Below are 15,757 nucleotides of genomic sequence, written 5' to 3' on the forward strand. Positions count from 1 at the left end.
TTGTTTAGAAGCAATTTTTGAGTAGTTAGTTATGAGTGCTGAGTTTAAAATTAGTTAGGAGTTAGGAGTGAGGAGTTAGGAGTGAGGAGTTAGGAGTGAGGAGTGACGAGTTAATAGTAGCTTGTAACTTACAACTCATAACTCCTAATTCATAACTCCTAACCTCTAACTCATAATTCATAACTCCTCACTCCTAACTCCTCACTCATAATTCATAACTCCTAACCCCTAACTACTTTTTGGGTGCAGCCTTAGCTGCTGCGGCTGCTATTTCTTCTGGACTAAGTGGCATCAATACCTGTAATTGGAATGATGTATTAATCGCTGCTGGTCCGACCCGCACCGGTGTTTTATCTGTTGGGGATCTGGACTCAGCTGGAGCTAAATTTGATTGATAATCTTTAACTATCAACAAAGGCTGTAAACGCTCAATGTTACGAATTATCGATTGTGTTTGTTCATAGGTTCCTGTAATTTCGGCACTGATACTGCTGCGTTGCAGTTTGCCGTCAACCTGTTTTCCTAGACTTCCATCGATAATTGGTTCTGGTTTTTGGGAAACTGGCACAAACCTCTTGAGTTTGGCTTTCACTCCACTAATCGGAGTTTGAGCGTTCCCAGACTCAACTAAGCGGTTCAGATCCAACAGCAATGTATCCAAGGTTTTCTCATTAGCAAATAAACCTAAAACCTGGACTTTTTGCTGTTTTGCCTGTGCTAGTTCCTCTTTCACCTTGTCAATCTGTTTGATATTAAGTTTCTTTTGCTCAATTTGCCCTTGGAGTTCTGTGGCTTTTGCTTGCTGTTGCTGATAGCTTTCCCAAGCTGGCATCAACAGGTTTAACAATATATAACCTGCTCCAGCTAAACCAATTACCCCCACTAAAATTCCAATAATTTTTGGTGTGAAAGCAATGCCAAATAGCACAGGGGATGCTGGGGTTGCTGCATCTAATTCTCCGGCGTGTTCGGCAAAATTTAAATCATCACTCAGCGTCATTTTGAAATGACTCCTGTTTGTTGCATAGTACGAATTCGAGTCACCAGCCCCACTGTGCCTTTTTTCTCCAACTCCCGAATTAATTCCGAAGCGGGAACATCATTCATGCTCGATTGAATGGTGTATTTAACGACTTGTGGAGGCTTAATTGTTACACCAGGAGCTGGTTGAGCTACACCTGATGTGATGGGAGCGTCTACTAAGCTTGCCGTAATAATTCTGCTTTCTGAAGACTTTAAAAAGCGAGACTGTTGCAAACTCAATAAGAAATCATTGACATCGTTAAAAGAACGAGCCAATCCGGTAATTTCTAATCCCCCTGCTGGATTATTGGGTGGTTTACCTTCCGCCACCGGAATGGGTGGGATTTGCCTGATGTTCTCAATTTGCACTGCTGCGGGAATGCGATCGCGCAAATCTTGCAGCATGGCAGACCAAGGGCGAATTTGGTCAAATACAGTGACTAAAGCCTGGGTTTCCCCCTTAATTGCGCTCGTCTCTGCCTTGATTTTATTCAGATTTCCGATCTCTGTATCTAGCCTCTTGCTTTCTTGATCTAGCTGTGCTATTGTGCCATCTAGCTCAACAACCTTCCCTTGCAACAACCACCAACCAACTCCTAATAAACCTGGTAGGCCTACACCAAGTGCAACTCCCACATATATTGGTGTTAAATTCCCTCCAGGAAGACGTAGGGATACTCCTCCCTTTTTCTCAGGTTTTTTCTGATATGCTGGGCGATCTTTAAGAAAGTTAACATCCAAACTGTACATTTTCTCACACCAAGTAGAGATAAATATTATGGTTTGAGAATTCTCAAACAGCGCGATCGTCAAAATAGACAATCCAAAATCCAAAATCCAAAATCCAAAATTACTACACCTCCCGCATTCCTAGACCAAGTACGATCGCCAACCCAGACCGTTGTACTTGTGGATATTTGTCGCTGTCAACTTCCAAAGACAAAGCCCCAATTGGATCTATTTGGATAGTTGGCAGACTTAGCCGTTGGGTAAAGAATTCATCAAGCTGTTGGAGTCCGCCTCCAGGCCCAGCTAATAAAATTTGTGCTACCTCCAAATTTTCACTTTGATTGAGGTAAAAATCGATGGAACGACGCAGTTCATCTGTTAGTTCCCCCAATACTCTCAAGATGGCTGCCATACCAGGATTAAGTTCGGTGACGCCGGTTTTGCCGCCATCTATGGGAGTTGGGGTAATGACCATTCCCTGTAACATTTCCATATCTCGTGATGTAGGTAAGCTCATTGCCCTAGCGAGGGCAGTTTGCATTTGATAAGTTCCTATGGGTACCGTGCGGGAAAATTGCGGTACTCCGTTCACGATAATGGCAATTTCTGTGCTGTCGAACTCGATATCAACTAGTACTGCTGCTTCCTGCGGGCCAAATTGTCGCAATTGATCGCGAATAGTCCGAATGAGAGCAAAACTGTTAATTTCTAAAACATCGATTTGTAATCCTGCCTGCTCGAATGTACTGATGTAAGTATCTGTTATCTCCTTGCGGGTAGCAACTAACAGTACCTGTACTTTTTCAATGCCATCTTCATCTACAAAATACCCAAGTTTCTGATAATCTACATCAGCCTCTTCACGAGGATAAGGTAAATACAAACCTGCTTCATGGTTTAGCACCATTTCACGCAGTTCTTTGTCATCTAACTCTGCTGGCACTGGTATCAGACGAACAATAGAATCTCGTCCTGGTACACCGGTAGCAACACGAGAAACTTTGATTTTGCTTTGGGCTAGCGCTTCCTGGATTAACTGCGCCATTGCTGGAGGGTCGGTAATTTGACCATCGGTAACTACGCCTTCGGGGACTGGTACTGATGTCAAAATTTCTAGTTTTAAGCCTTGACGCTGCTTGCGTAGCTGAACTACATTTACTCGTTCGGGAGCGAGTTCAATACCGACCCCTTTATTTGATTTGCCAAACAGACTATTGAAGCTTTTCACCACAGTTGTGCCCGCTGGACTGCTAAATTGAATTGGGGAGTGGGGAGTGGGGAGTGGGGATTGGGTACTGGGGATTGGGTATTGGGGATTGGAAAATAGTATTTTTAATCTTATTCCCCATTCCCCATTCCCTATTCCCCATTCCCCAGTCCCCAGTCCCTAGTTATCTTTACTACTGGTAATTGATTTAGCCTATAATCTCGTCAATTCTGCATAAGATTTTCACCCTGAACAAGCGTAAAATTACTGGGAAGATGATTCAATTGCGAAAATTTAAACAACTTACTGCTTTAGTACTGCTTGGTTTGTTAACTAGTTGGATTGTAAGTTGTGGTACAGGTAATGTTGGTACAAATACAAAACAAACTACTTCAGGAGTAGCAACTGTTGAGTTTTGGACGATGCAACTGCAACCTCAATTTACTGACTACTTCAAAAACCTGATTGCGAATTTTGAAACGCAAAATTCAGGTATAAAGGTTAACTGGGTTGATGTACCTTGGGCAGCAATGGAGAACAAAATATTAACAGCTGTCTCCGGAAAAACGCCACCTGATGTTGTTAATCTCAATCCCGGTTTTGCTTCCCAACTTGCGGGACGGAATGCTTGGTTAGATTTGGACACAAAGGTTCCAAATGATGTACGCTCCTCCTATCTACCGAATATCTGGAAGGCAAGCACGCTTAATGGTAAGAGTTTTGGAATTCCCTGGTATCTCACCACACGGTTAACCATTTATAACACCGATTTATTAAAACAGGCAGGTATCAATAAACCACCTGCAACTTACGCAGAATTGGCACAAATAGCGCAACAAATTAAAGATAAGACTGGGAAATATGCCTTTTTTGTGACATTTGTACCGCAAGATTCCGGGGAAGTGCTGGAATCTTTTGTGCAGATGGGAGTGACTTTAATAGATGCCCAAGGTAAAGCCGCGTTTAATTCGCCACAAGGGAAAGCTGCATTTCAGTATTGGGTGGACTTGTATAAAAAAGGTTTGCTGCCTAAAGAGGCTTTGACTCAAGGACATCGCCACGCGATCGATTTATACCAATCTGGAGAAACGGCGCTTCTAGCTTCAGGGCCAGAGTTTCTCAAAGCGATCGCTAATAATGCCCCGAAAATTGCTCAAGCTTCAGAAATAGCACCCCAACTCACTGGTGACACAGGCAAAAAAAATGTCGCGGTAATGAACATAGTTATTCCGCGTGACAGCAAACAACCTGACAACGCCGTGAAGTTTGCTTTATTTGTTACTAATGACGAAAATCAGTTAGCTTTTGCAAAAGCCGCAAATGTTCTACCTTCTACAATCAAAGCATTATCTGATAGCTACTTTAAAGATGTTCCAGCTAATGCTTCACCAATAGACAAAGCACGAGTTATCACTGCCAAACAACTGCAACAAGCAGAAATATTAACTCCTACTTTGAAGGATTTTAATAAACTGCAAAAAGCAGTTTACGAGAACTTGCAAGCAGCAATGTTAGGCGAAAAAACTGTAGATAAAGCTGTAGAAGATGCTGCTCAACAGTGGGACAACAGATAAATTCGTAATTCGTAATTCGTAATTCGTAATTCGTAATTATGATTTACGAATTATATTTGGTAGTTGATAAAAAATCGCCTACTAAATAAAGGGAACCACAGATAACGATTAAATCGTCTTTGGTAGAGGTTGAGGTTGCGGTTTCTAATGCTGTGAGCAAATCTGGATGTATTTGGCGATCGCTTAATTCTGGACAAAGGTTGTAAGCTAGATTAGCTAGTTCTTCTAAATCAGCAGAAGTTCTACCAGGCCAAGGTTCTACTGGTATTGGTACTAAAAAAAGGCGATCGCCCCTTCGCAATAAAGCAGCAAAAATATCAGCATGATCTTTATCAGCAAACATTCCCATAATCCAATTTACGGGTTTGTGTTTTACTGCATCTAAACTATCCACATATTGCCGGAGAACTTGGGCTGCGGCTGTGTTATGAGCACCATCAAGTAATAATTTATGATTTTTCCAAGTAATCCATTGCATCCGCCCCGGCCATTTAGTTTTCGCCATCCCGTTAATGATGGCTGCTTCCGAAATCTGCCAACTCTGTTGTTGAAGAATCTCTAAAGCAGTTAAAGCCAAAGCTGAATTAGTTAACTGAATTTGTCCCGCTAACGGCAAAGGATATTTAATAGATTTATTAGGTGATTCTTCCATCCCCCCATCTCCCCATCTCCCCATCTCCCCATCTCCCCCTCTTTCATATTCTGCCCATCCCGTAGCGATTTGGCGGGCGGGTTGAGGCATAAAAATTGGGCATTGTAATTCTAAAGCACGCGATCGCACCACATCTTCGGCATCTGGTGGCAATTGTCCAACTACAACAGGACGCCCCGGTTTGAGAATACCTGCTTTTTCTCTAGCAATGTCAGCGACAGTCGGGCCGAGTTGTTGCCAGTGTTCCCGGCTGATGGAAGTGATAATCGTAACCAAAGGTTCTAAACAAACATTAGTAGCATCCAACCGTCCCCCTAGTCCGACTTCTATTACTGCGACATCGACTTTAGCTTGGGCAAAATATAACCAAGCTGCGGCGGTAATTACTTCAAATTGAGTTGGTGATTCCTCATGAGGAAGAATCGCAGCTTGTACTTGTTGAAATAATTGGTTTAATTCCTCAGAAGAAATTGGCTGTTCATTCAGACAAATACGTTCCGTCCAATCAACTAAATGAGGGGAAGTGTACCGTCCTGTACGATAGCCAGCCTCAGTAAGTACCGAGGAAAGATAAGCACAAACTGAACCTTTGCCATTGGTACCAGCAACGTGAATTACTGAGACTTGGTGATGGGGATTGCCGAGATTTGCCAAAAGATTGACAATGCGATCGAGTCCCAGATGGACACCAAAGCGTTGAAGAGGTTGGATTACAGAATCGATCTCCACAAGAAGGGGGAGTGGGGAGTGGGGAGTGGGGAGTGGGGAGGCAGGGGAGGCAGGGGAGGCAGGGGGAGAAACAATAACCAATGCCCCATGCCCAATGCCCTATGCCCAATATGAATAAAACCGACTGTCCTAGTTAAAGAGAAACAGCCGGTTGAAGAGTAAGGATAATGACCTGGATTTAGGCTTCTCTATCCAAAAAGCCTTGAATTTGTCTTAAAGCCGCAGCGCCAATATTAAACACTGCCCAGCCAGCAGCAATAGCAACTGGTGCTAAAACGATCGCTAAACGAAAATCGATATCCATATCTAGAACTCCTCTTTTAAGTAGAAATTAAAGTTTTGTCAACTGCTCTCATTTTTATTTTTAGCTGAAGTGGGCAATTTTTCCCAGCCGATATGTAAAGAATGTGTGAACTACCCTGTAGTAAGACCGACGGGGCTTCCCAATTCACCGGGAATAGCCTCCAGAACTTCGTAGTACTAGAAAGTCTTACATTCCCTCCAAGGGCAGGAGTCCTGGTTCCCAAGACCCAAATCTTTTTCTTGCAACATATACCTGTTAGCTTGGTTTTCGCTTATGGCATTGATGGTCAAGATAATACTTAGTTTACCAGAAAAGGTGATTCGTCATACATCCGGAATTGGTTTTTACAAACGTTTTAAATCAATTCCAGATGCAATCCTCATCAGCCGCTCACAATCCCCATCTTAGGAATACCTTGAAGATGGGGACTTCCGCGACCCGTTAAATTATTGGGCATTGGGAGTGCTGAGTTAGAAGTTAGGAGTTTGGAGTTTGGAGTTTGGAGTTTGGAGTTTGGAGTTTGGAGTTTGGAGTTTGGAGTTTGGAGTTTGGAGTTATTCTCCCTCATCTCCCCACTCCCCACTCCCCACTCCCTAACCCCTACCAAACCCGACATCAGTACCTTTACCTGCATGAACTAAAGCTAACTTTTCGTAACGCTTAGCGTGTTCGATGAGTTCTGCGGCTTCAACTTCTGTTACTTGGCGCTGTACTTTGCCGGGAATACCGACAACTAGGGATAAGGGGGGTATATTTTTAGTTACCACTGCGCCGGCGCCAATAATGCTACCAGCACCCACTCGTACACCGTCTAAAATCACTGCGCCAATGCCAATCAAACTTCCACGCTCAATGTAAGCGGAATGCACCACAGCGCGATGCCCTACGGTCACATGATCTTCTATGATTGTGGGAAAACCAGGATCGCAATGTAAAATTGCCCCATCCTGAATATTCGTGCATTCGCCAATGTCAATGCGTTCAACATCTCCTCTAACCACTGCTCCATACCAAATGCTCGCTCCTGCTGCTATATTTACCCAACCCATAACAACAGCATTGTCTGCAATGAAGGCAGCTTGAGAAAAATCGACAGATGTCCAGTAAGAAGCGGTAGACACGATAGAATATTAATATGGTACCCAGGAACACTGGAGAAACTCCAACCTTTGAGGCTGGTTGCACAACCAGGATATCACAGCGTCAAGCCTCTAGATTCAGGAGTGCTGAGTGCTTAACCAAGTACTTATTGAGTGTTGAGCTAAAGGTTTTCATCAAAAACTTTCAACTCACGACTCAGAACTTCTTTGTTGAGCTAGCAGTGAGGAAATATCCCAAAGTGGCGGAGCCGAAGTGTATAACCCGACCTACTAGTGCCCAGTGCTGGTAAAGACAAAATTATGTTTGTACGCACTTCATGATGAATCCAGGCTTGCAGTACCCAATATTTGGCCCTGAAATACAGTGTCCCCACTGTCGTCAGACCATTCCGGCGTTGACACTAACAGATACCTATTTATGTCCACGTCATGGCGCTTTTGAAGCTAACCCGAAAAATGGAGAGCTAATCCATTTACAATCGGGGCGTCACTGGCGCAGGTGGAATAATGAATGGTATAGACAGCACACTCACCCTGATGGTATCCGGTTTGAAATTCATGAAGCATTAGACAAGCTGTATACCCAAGGCTATCGAGCAACACGAGTGATTATTGCCCGACGCTATCAGGAATTGATGAGTGGCTACTTGGAACGCAGTACACCTTGGCGGTCTGGACAGCCAGAAGCATCAGCGGCGAGGCTATACGGTTTACCGGTAGAGTTTAGTCCCGACCCCCCAGAAGATCCCTGCTGGGAAGTGATTAATTTTGACTTGGAAAAAGAACCTGGCGTCCCTGTGCGTTACCCTTATTTCAGGTTATTTGAGTAAATTTAGGAGTTAGGAGTTAGGAGTTAAAAGTTAGGAGTTAAATTCAATTTATAACTCACAACTCATAACTCCTAACTTTTGTTATGCACCATGCTTCTATTCGGACGGCGAATATTCACCGAGCGATCGCTTTCTATGAAAATTTAGGGTTTACAATTTCAGAACGCTTTACTACAGGCTACACTCTAGCTTGCTGGATGGAAGGATTGGGTGGCAGAATTGAACTGCTCCAAATTCCCGAACCAAAACCAGCCCCAGACGCTTTTGCTGATGAACATTATGTGGGATACTATCATCTCTCTTTCGATTTAACTGAGATAACACCAGATTTATCTACCTGGTTGACAAGTTTACAAGAACGTGTATTAAAAGTAGAAGAATTAGAACCGTTAAAGGTATTATTAGAACCTACACAACAGCAAATAGGCGATCGCATTTACGAAGTGGCTTTTATCGCCGATGCTGATGGCTTACCTCTGGAATTTATTCGAGTTTTAGCAAAATTCCCATAATTTAGCTTTTTTATTAATTTTGTTGCTAATATATTCTTTTTCTGTAATGTTGCCGAACTAACAGATTTCTTTGCCAAATTTGACTATGGTCTTCCTGCAAAATGACTATGTAACTTACAGCAATTTTCAGGTATTAAACCACACTGTAGGGGGGCACAGCATTGCTGTGCCCCTACGGAAGTAATTAAACCATAGGGTAGGGGCGCACAGCTGTGCGCCCCTACAAAGGATTGTGGTTCAAATAGATGAAACCAGTTGTAATTTATACATCAATAAAAATATAAGTCTTGTTTGCTAGTAAAAATAATAATGCCCTCAACACTGACAGAAAACGTCCGCAAGACAGTACTAGAAAATGGTCTAATTGTCCTCACCAAGGAAGTGCATACTGCACCCGTGGTAACGGTGCAGGTGTGGTACAAGGTAGGTTCGCGCAACGAAGAACCGGGAGTCAATGGTATTGCTCACCAATTGGAACACATGATGTTTAAAGGCACTCTAAATCGTCCGGTTCAATTTGGACGTTTGTTTAGTGCTTTAGGTAGTGATTCCAATGCTTTCACCAGTTATGACCAAACTGCATATTACGGTACTGTTGAACGAAGCAAGCTGAAAGCACTCTTGGTGCTAGAAGCGGACAGAATGCAAAATACCCAGATTGAGCCAGAGCAACTAGCAAGTGAAAAGCGGGTAGTAATTTCGGAGCTACAAGGTTACGAAAATAGCCCAGAATATCGCCTCAATCGCGCCCTCATGCAAGCAGTGTTTCCCAATCATGCCTATGGTTTGCCTGTAGGTGGCGTCAAAGTCGATGTCGAAAAATTTGAACTAGAGCAAGTAGAAAAATACTACCGCAACTTTTACACTCCCGATAACGCCGTCTTAGTAATTGTTGGAGATTTTCAAACTGCAAATACCCTAGAAATAGTTAAAGAAGTATTTGGCGAATTACCAAAGAGGCGAGAGTTAATAGTTATTTCTCCCTCATCCCCCTCATCCCCCTCATCCCCCTCATCCCCCATAATATTGCGCGAACCAGGAGCAGGGCGTTTGTTACAAGCGGTTTATCCGTTACCAGATGTTAATCAACCAGATGTACCTGCACTGGATGTGATGGATTATATTTTGACTGAGGGTCGGAATTCTCGCCTTTATCAGGCGTTGGTGGAATCAGGTTTAGCTCGTGAAGTTACAGCATCCGTTACCAGTTTGCGGGAATTTGGCTGGTATGAGGTGTTGGTGACGGCTGCATCTAAACAAGATTTGCAAAAAATTGACTCAGTGCTGAATAGTGCGATCGCCAATATAGCAAAAAAAGGTGTGACATTAGAGGAGGTGGAACGAGCCAAAACTCAATTAACAGCAGATGTGATTTTGAGTAACCGTGATATCACTTCTCAAGGAATGCAATTGGGTCATGATGAAACCACTGCTGATGATTATCACTACACAGACCGCTATTTAGCAGCTGTCGGTTTGGTGAAGCCAACGGATGTTGTGGCTGTAATTAACAAATATCTCAAAAAAGAAACACGTAGAGTAGGCTTTTTTGAACCCACTGAACAGCAAACAACAGAAGTTGGTCATAAACCAGACTCAACCCAAACTACCGAAAATTTCTCTCCTGTAGCACCTGTGGTTGCTGCTGAAGTGGCGAATTACTTACCAACTGTGGATTTGGCAACAGATGGGTTGCTTACCGTCAACGACATCGCCCAAATACTACCACAGCAATTCCAATTGAACAACGGACTGCGGTTATTGCTATTACCCGATCATAGTACTCCCACCGTTACCCTAAGCGGCTACATTCAAGCCGGGACGGAATTTGATTCAGATGAGCAAGCTGGACTGGCTGCTTTTGTTGCAGAAAATTTGCTTAGTGGCACAAAAACCAAGGATGTCTTAACAATTGCCAAAACGTTGGCACAACGGGGTGTGAGTCTAGACTTTCAAGCCTATCCCGAAGGTGTGCAAATTGAAGGTGATAGTTTAGCACCAGACTTGCCGATACTCATTGAAATTTTGGCAGATGCTCTGAAAAATAGTACATTTCCCGTTAAAGAGTTAGAACTCCATCGCCAACAAACTTTAACCGATTTGCAAATAGAATTAGATGAGCCGTCAGAAGTAGCCAGAAGAATATTTGTTCAGTCAATTTATCCGCAAAAACATCCCTTACACACCTTTCCGACAGAGGAGAGTTTACAGCGGATTAAACGCCAGGATGTGATTGATTTCAAACTCAAACATTATCGTCCCGACACAGCGGTGCTAGTACTGGTGGGAGATTTTGAGCTAGAGTCAGTGCGATCGCTCATGGAAGCGAAGTTTGCTGACTGGCAAGTTAGCGGTGAACCACCGACATTAAAATATCCTACAGTGTCATTGCCAGAAAAAATAGTCAGTGTCAACCAAGTCTTAGTAGGTAAAACCCAAGCTGTGACTTGTATGGGTTACCCAGGTATTAACCGTTACGATCCTCGGTTTTACGCAGTTTTAGTATTGAATCAGATTTTGGGAGGCGATACCCTATCCAGTAGACTGGGAACAGAAGTGCGCGATCGCCAAGGTTTGAGTTATGGAATTTATAGCTACTTCCTAGTCGGCAAAAATGCGGGGACATTTTTGATAGAAATGCAAACTAGTCCTGAAGATAGCATCAAAGCGATCGCCAGTACCCGCCAAATACTACAGCAAATCCATGAACAAGGCGTCACCGCCCTAGAAGTAGAAACAGCTAAACGCACCCTGATTAGCAACTATAATGTTTCCCTGGCAAACCCAGACGAATTAACAGATAGAATTCTGATGAATGAAGTCTATGGACTAAATAAAACCGAATTGTACTCCTTGACTGACAAAATCCATCAAGTCAGCCTTACCGAAGTCAATCAGGCGGCTCGTGAGTTAGTCCACCCAGATAAAATTGTAGTTTCTACTGCTGGATCTGCTGTCTTGGGAAAGCAAAACCTCATGTAGAGACGCGATTTATCGCGTCTAAGTAGCTAGGCACAATTAAATATAAGACGCTCAAGGGCATATTCACCCTTTACGCTTCTGGCTTCCATGCCATCAATAATTGCCATAGCCAAATCGTAGTTATTGTCAAACATTTGTCCAGCAATTTCATGAGTTTTTAGTTGATGCCACTCTTCCTGGATCCGATTCATTTCGGAAGAATAGGGTGGTAAGAAGAAAACGAATAATCCTTTTTCCTGCCACTCAAGCCATTTTTGTTTTGCTTTCTTGCTGGTATGCAAAGACCCATTGTCGTGAACAATGACACTGATACGACCAGTTTCAACTAAAGTGTTTTGTGCTTTAGCTGCAACCCAATCCATAACCTCGATGTAGCGTTTTGTTTTGAACCCACCTTGAACCAAGGCATACTCAAAACTGACTTGGGGTTGCCATAAACCCAAAATACTAATGCGACCACCACGGCTACCAACTTGTGCCATTTGTTTTTGGCTACCGATACGACTGTAAGTGTAACTAACGGGACTCCAACGACAACACCCAGACTCATCAAGATATTTAAGCTCAACATAACCCTCTGCTGCCGCTTGCTTTAAGGTATCTAGGTCTGCTTGCTTAATTCGTCGTTTTTCTGGGTCTTGTTTTCTCTTATGAGTATGGCGGGTGCGTTTCCATTTCCACTTTTTTTTTGAGCAAACGTCGCAGACGAGACGGACTCAGTTGTACATTTCGGTCTTGAGACAATTTTTCTGATAACTGCAAACTGTTATAAGTACGGGGTTCTAACTCTAAGCAATCCTCTAAATATGCTAAGTCTGCCTCAAGCCATTTGCACTTTGCTCCACGCCCAGAAGTTTCCCACAATCCTCCCAAACCCTTATTTTCCCAACGCCTCAGTGTTGCTCGTACCGTATGTTCGTGACACTCAAAAATTTTAGCGATCGCTGGTACATTCCATCCTTGGGCATTTAATCGAATTATGTGGGCGCGATCTCGTGTTCGTTGAGGAACTGTTGTCGCCGACCGCAACTCCAAAAGCGTCAAATCTTCTAAATCTGTTAATCTAACTCGCAATGGAGCAGACATCTTGTAGTACCTGTTTTTTAGACCTTCTCTATCTTATATTTAATTGTAACCACCTACTTATTACTCATGAATAATGATTAAATAACCTATTACCTTTTAACAACTACCAATGGAAGTGTGCAAACATTTATACCAATTTTTCATGACAATTCTGACTTTCCCCACTTTTGCTTTGCTACAAGCACTAGGTCGAAACTACATAATATTGTTGTTGTTGTGCTTGAATTTCATCAATGCAACTCCAGCAATTGCAGCGAATTTGTCTAGCGATTTGCTCAAACAACCAGCCACAGAAATTACAGTTAGCTTGGGAAATGCAGCTAACGAACTCAAATTTGAACCAAATCACCTGGAATTCCTGGCTGGCAAACGCTACAATTTACGGCTAACTAATCCCAGCCAATTGAAACACTATTTTACTGCTAAAGATTTTGCCGATGGTATCTGGACACAAAAAGTTGAAGCAGGAAAAGTAGAAATTAAAGGAGCAATTCACGAACTAGAACTCAAGCCTGGTGCTGAGGCAGAATGGGTGTTTGTGCCTCTGAAATCTGGTACTTATGGTTTACGTTGTCCAATAGCTGGACATACAGAAGCAGGTATGATTGGGGAAATTGTTATTAGTAATTGAAGAAGAATTCAGAATTTAAGGAAGTGTTAAAAAATCCGTGTATTTTGAGACAGCATAGGTCAAAATTAATCAATTTGTTTGAGCCAATATAGGTTTCTTTGTAGATACTACCTTTTCAATAATGTCAGCAGTGCGAGTGACTCCACCAGCACTGCGAATTGCCTGTTGCAATCTGAGCGCATTCTTTTTGTAAGAGTTTTCTGTTAGTACCCGCTTAATAGTGTCTCGCAGCTTGTCCACAGTCAAGCTAGATAGTGGCACAAATTCTCCTGCACCGGTGTAAGCTATACGAGCAGCGATTCCTGGCTGTTCATTAGTAATAGGAATAGCTACCAAGGGGACTCCGCTGCTTAAAGCTCCCAGCACTGCATTCATTCCACCATGAGTAATAGTTAAAATCGATCTTGAGATCAATTGCTGTTGGGGTGCATAAGCTACTACCAAAGGCGAACCTGGTAGATTTGGAAGTGATTCTTTTCTGTCTGGCTGACCCAAAGAAATTACTAGTTGCACATCTAATTCCACGCAGGCTTCAGCAATCGTCTGAAAAATTTCTTCTTTACGGTTTTGTAAAGTTCCCAAGGCAGCGAAAATCAATGGTTGACCGTTTAACTTTTCAAAGGGGAAAGATATAGACGAAGAAATAGGTTCCAGCCCCGATGGATCTTGAAATGGGCCAGTGTAATGGAAACACTTAGGTAATCGTTCTCGTGGAAAGTCAAACTCAGCAGGTAACTGACATATGTGAGCGAGTTTCCCGGCAGCGTCTTCACGCTTGGCATAAGGTGGTAAATTCCATTGAAGACGTTGATTTACTACCAAATTCCAGATTTTTAGTGATAAACGGTCAAGTAAAAAGTTACCTGCTCGGTTTCGCAGACGATACCACCAGGCTTGGTTATTGCCCCAGTGTGTAAAGTAGGGGGGAACTCCGTCCTCTCTGTTGGTTAGTAGAGCATTAGACAGAGTAACGAAGGGTATTTCGGCAAAGTCGGCAATGGTTCCACCCCCAGGCGTTACCTGGTCTACTACCAGCGCTTCTATACCTGCTTTCGAGAGTGCCTCTGGTATTTCACGGAAAAGCATGACTGTTTCTTTTTCCAGCCAACTGATCGTAAAACGCAACGCCGGGAGTCCACTCATTTCACCCAACTTTTTATACATTGGCTCCAGGCTTCCAAGGGGAAATTCAGCCTCTCCAACCGTGTAGAATTCTAAGCCAGCTTTCTGTACCTTAGTTTGCACATCGGGCATATGAAATAAGGTGACACGATGGCCGCGCCGTTGCAATTCTCTGCCCAAAGCACACATCGGGTTGAGGTGACCGATGGCAGCAGGACAAAGAATCCCATAATGAGTCATAGGGAAACCTTCAAAAAATGCAAAGGAAGTATAACTATTATCTCTGATTGGGTGCAAAATTTATGGTCATAATTTTAGTATCAAACAATTCACACAGTTATGATGCCTCACGGATTTTACTGGAGTTTTAAGAACTTATCTAAAGCTACTACCATACTCCCAGGCCAACGACGGATATTTTTTACCCAGTTGATATCCTTATAACGGTTATCAAGTCCATAAGCTGCTACCCAGTTACTTTCAGCTTCCCCTTGTTTTCCATTCACCCAGTAGGCAGCTGTGAGGGCTGCACGCATATCGGCAAATTTGGGATATTTGCGGACGATATTTTGCATTTCCCGGATTGCTTGGTCTATTTGACCAGTTTCATAAAGGGCGAGGGCGTAGTTAGCACGGGCGAAGGCAAAATTCGGGGCAATTTCCACTGATTTTTGATAATCTGCGATCGCATCTTCCCATTTTCCTAAACCACCTTTGGCATTACCGCGATTGTTATATGCCATCGCATCGTTAGGATCGAGTTCTAGAACATGATTATAATCTGCGATCGCATCATCCCATTTTCCCAACCCTTCCAACGCTGCACCCCTATTCAAATAAGGATCTGTGACATTTGGGGCAAGTTCTATGGCTTTGTTATAATCTGGCAACGCCTCTTCTAATTTGTTCTGACTTACCCGCGAATTTCCTCGGTTACTCCACGCCCCCGCATTGGTAGGAAATTGCTCAATAATCTTTGTCCAATAAGTTTCAGCCGTGGCAAAATCACCGTTATTTGTAGCGGCAAAAGCCTGATTTGCCCACTCATCACCTTGTTTTAATTGCTCTTGAGTAACACTTGGCAATTGAGATTGTGCCATCACTGGTGTACCCCAGCCAAACACAAGTAACAAACTGAGAAAAATACTAATCAACTTAATCATCTGGATTTACCGTAAGTGAGTGGGGAGTGGGGAGTGGGGTGAGGGAGATGAGGGAGCAGGGGGAGCAGGGGAGGCAGGGGAGGCAGGGGAGGCAGGGGGAGAAAGAATAACCA

General features: G+C 43.2%; 14 protein-coding genes. 5 read left to right on the forward strand and 9 right to left on the reverse strand.

The genetic code is table 11. From position 1 onward, the window contains the following. Positions 1-232: 232 nt before the first annotated feature. From IQ276_RS18695 to pilM, 3 genes are all read right to left on the reverse strand, one after another. Positions 233-1,000 (reverse strand): pilus assembly protein PilO, encoded by a 768-nt coding sequence (locus IQ276_RS18695; RefSeq protein WP_190876851.1) that lies wholly within the window; start codon positions 998-1,000, stop codon positions 233-235. Continuing rightward, positions 997-1,773, reverse strand: a complete 777-nt coding sequence (locus IQ276_RS18700) for a PilN domain-containing protein (protein ID WP_193921338.1) — start codon at positions 1,771-1,773, stop codon at positions 997-999. Before IQ276_RS18700 ends, IQ276_RS18695 begins: the two co-directional genes overlap by 4 nt. 103 nt (positions 1,774-1,876) lie before the next feature. Then, complete coding sequence (pilM, locus tag IQ276_RS18705) at positions 1,877-2,983, reverse strand: type IV pilus assembly protein PilM (RefSeq protein ID WP_190876870.1); 1,107 nt, start codon at positions 2,981-2,983, stop codon at positions 1,877-1,879. Positions 2,984-3,234: 251 nt separating this feature from the next. Here pilM and IQ276_RS18710 point away from each other — a divergent pair, with 251 nt between their 5' ends. After that, a complete protein-coding gene (locus IQ276_RS18710) occupies positions 3,235-4,533 on the forward strand; it encodes an ABC transporter substrate-binding protein (protein ID WP_193925546.1) in 1,299 nt (432 codons plus the stop codon). 43 nt (positions 4,534-4,576) lie between these two features. Here IQ276_RS18710 and IQ276_RS18715 read toward each other — a convergent pair whose 3' ends face one another. The 3 genes from IQ276_RS18715 to IQ276_RS18725 all read right to left on the reverse strand — a co-directional run bounded on the left by IQ276_RS18715 (position 4,577) and on the right by IQ276_RS18725 (position 7,339). Beyond that, a complete protein-coding gene (locus tag IQ276_RS18715; protein WP_235115782.1) occupies positions 4,577-5,914 on the reverse strand; it encodes a bifunctional folylpolyglutamate synthase/dihydrofolate synthase in 1,338 nt (445 codons plus the stop codon). A gap of 178 nt (positions 5,915-6,092) precedes the next feature. Continuing rightward, positions 6,093-6,218 carry a photosystem II protein Y gene (locus IQ276_RS18720; protein ID WP_073638940.1) on the reverse strand — a complete coding sequence of 42 codons (126 nt, stop codon included), beginning with the start codon at positions 6,216-6,218 and terminating at the stop codon, positions 6,093-6,095. A gap of 593 nt (positions 6,219-6,811) precedes the next feature. Beyond that, positions 6,812-7,339 carry a gamma carbonic anhydrase family protein gene (locus tag IQ276_RS18725; protein ID WP_190884698.1) on the reverse strand — a complete coding sequence of 176 codons (528 nt, stop codon included), beginning with the start codon at positions 7,337-7,339 and terminating at the stop codon, positions 6,812-6,814. Between the two features lie 299 nt (positions 7,340-7,638). Here IQ276_RS18725 and IQ276_RS18730 point away from each other — a divergent pair, with 299 nt between their 5' ends. The 3 genes from IQ276_RS18730 (at position 7,639) to IQ276_RS18740 (ending at position 11,642) form a co-directional block, all read left to right on the forward strand. Continuing rightward, complete coding sequence (locus IQ276_RS18730) at positions 7,639-8,148, forward strand: TIGR02652 family protein (protein ID WP_099068094.1); 510 nt, start codon at positions 7,639-7,641, stop codon at positions 8,146-8,148. Positions 8,149-8,231: 83 nt separating this feature from the next. Continuing rightward, complete coding sequence (locus tag IQ276_RS18735; RefSeq protein WP_193924890.1) at positions 8,232-8,660, forward strand: VOC family protein; 429 nt, start codon at positions 8,232-8,234, stop codon at positions 8,658-8,660. 309 nt (positions 8,661-8,969) lie between these two features. Continuing rightward, positions 8,970-11,642 (forward strand): M16 family metallopeptidase, encoded by a 2,673-nt coding sequence (locus IQ276_RS18740; protein WP_235115783.1) that lies wholly within the window; start codon positions 8,970-8,972, stop codon positions 11,640-11,642. A 26-nt stretch (positions 11,643-11,668) separates the two neighbouring features. On the opposite strand, the gene IQ276_RS18745 is transcribed toward IQ276_RS18740, so the two are convergent. Next, a protein-coding gene (locus tag IQ276_RS18745; RefSeq protein ID WP_235115784.1) for an IS630 family transposase occupies positions 11,669-12,728 on the reverse strand; the annotation gives its coding sequence in 2 pieces (ribosomal slippage) (positions 11,669-12,319 and positions 12,321-12,728; 1,059 coding nt in all). Between the two features lie 142 nt (positions 12,729-12,870). Here IQ276_RS18745 and IQ276_RS18750 point away from each other — a divergent pair. Continuing rightward, entirely contained in the window at positions 12,871-13,359 is a 489-nt protein-coding gene (locus tag IQ276_RS18750) for a sulfocyanin-like copper-binding protein (RefSeq protein ID WP_228043048.1), read from the forward strand. Between the two features lie 69 nt (positions 13,360-13,428). Here IQ276_RS18750 and IQ276_RS18755 read toward each other — a convergent pair whose 3' ends face one another. Together IQ276_RS18755 and IQ276_RS18760 are read right to left on the reverse strand one after the other, a co-directional pair. Beyond that, positions 13,429-14,721 (reverse strand): glycosyltransferase, encoded by a 1,293-nt coding sequence (locus tag IQ276_RS18755; RefSeq protein ID WP_235115785.1) that lies wholly within the window; start codon positions 14,719-14,721, stop codon positions 13,429-13,431. A 116-nt stretch (positions 14,722-14,837) separates the two neighbouring features. Continuing rightward, positions 14,838-15,644, reverse strand: a complete 807-nt coding sequence (locus IQ276_RS18760) for a tetratricopeptide repeat protein (RefSeq protein ID WP_193916835.1) — start codon at positions 15,642-15,644, stop codon at positions 14,838-14,840. Between the last annotated feature and the right edge of the window lie 113 nt (positions 15,645-15,757).

The sequence above is a fragment of the Desmonostoc muscorum LEGE 12446 genome (genome assembly GCF_015207005.2).
Taxonomy (GTDB): Bacteria; Cyanobacteriota; Cyanobacteriia; order Cyanobacteriales; family Nostocaceae; genus Nostoc; species Nostoc muscorum.

Excerpts from the sequence above, each read along its gene's own strand:
- IQ276_RS18695 (WP_190876851.1), bottom strand. The coding sequence starts at position 1,000 with ATGACGCTGAGTGATGATTTAAATTTTGCCGAACACGCCGGAGAATTA.
- IQ276_RS18700 (WP_193921338.1), bottom strand. The coding sequence starts at position 1,773 with ATGTACAGTTTGGATGTTAACTTTCTTAAAGATCGCCCAGCATATCAG.
- IQ276_RS18710 (WP_193925546.1), top strand. The coding sequence starts at position 3,235 with ATGATTCAATTGCGAAAATTTAAACAACTTACTGCTTTAGTACTGCTT.
- IQ276_RS18720 (WP_073638940.1), bottom strand. The coding sequence starts at position 6,218 with ATGGATATCGATTTTCGTTTAGCGATCGTTTTAGCACCAGTTGCTATT.
- IQ276_RS18730 (WP_099068094.1), top strand. The coding sequence starts at position 7,639 with ATGAATCCAGGCTTGCAGTACCCAATATTTGGCCCTGAAATACAGTGT.
- IQ276_RS18735 (WP_193924890.1), top strand. The coding sequence starts at position 8,232 with ATGCACCATGCTTCTATTCGGACGGCGAATATTCACCGAGCGATCGCT.
- IQ276_RS18740 (WP_235115783.1), top strand. The coding sequence starts at position 8,970 with ATGCCCTCAACACTGACAGAAAACGTCCGCAAGACAGTACTAGAAAAT.
- IQ276_RS18750 (WP_228043048.1), top strand. The coding sequence starts at position 12,871 with ATGACAATTCTGACTTTCCCCACTTTTGCTTTGCTACAAGCACTAGGT.
- IQ276_RS18755 (WP_235115785.1), bottom strand. The coding sequence starts at position 14,721 with ATGACTCATTATGGGATTCTTTGTCCTGCTGCCATCGGTCACCTCAAC.
- IQ276_RS18760 (WP_193916835.1), bottom strand. The coding sequence starts at position 15,644 with ATGATTAAGTTGATTAGTATTTTTCTCAGTTTGTTACTTGTGTTTGGC.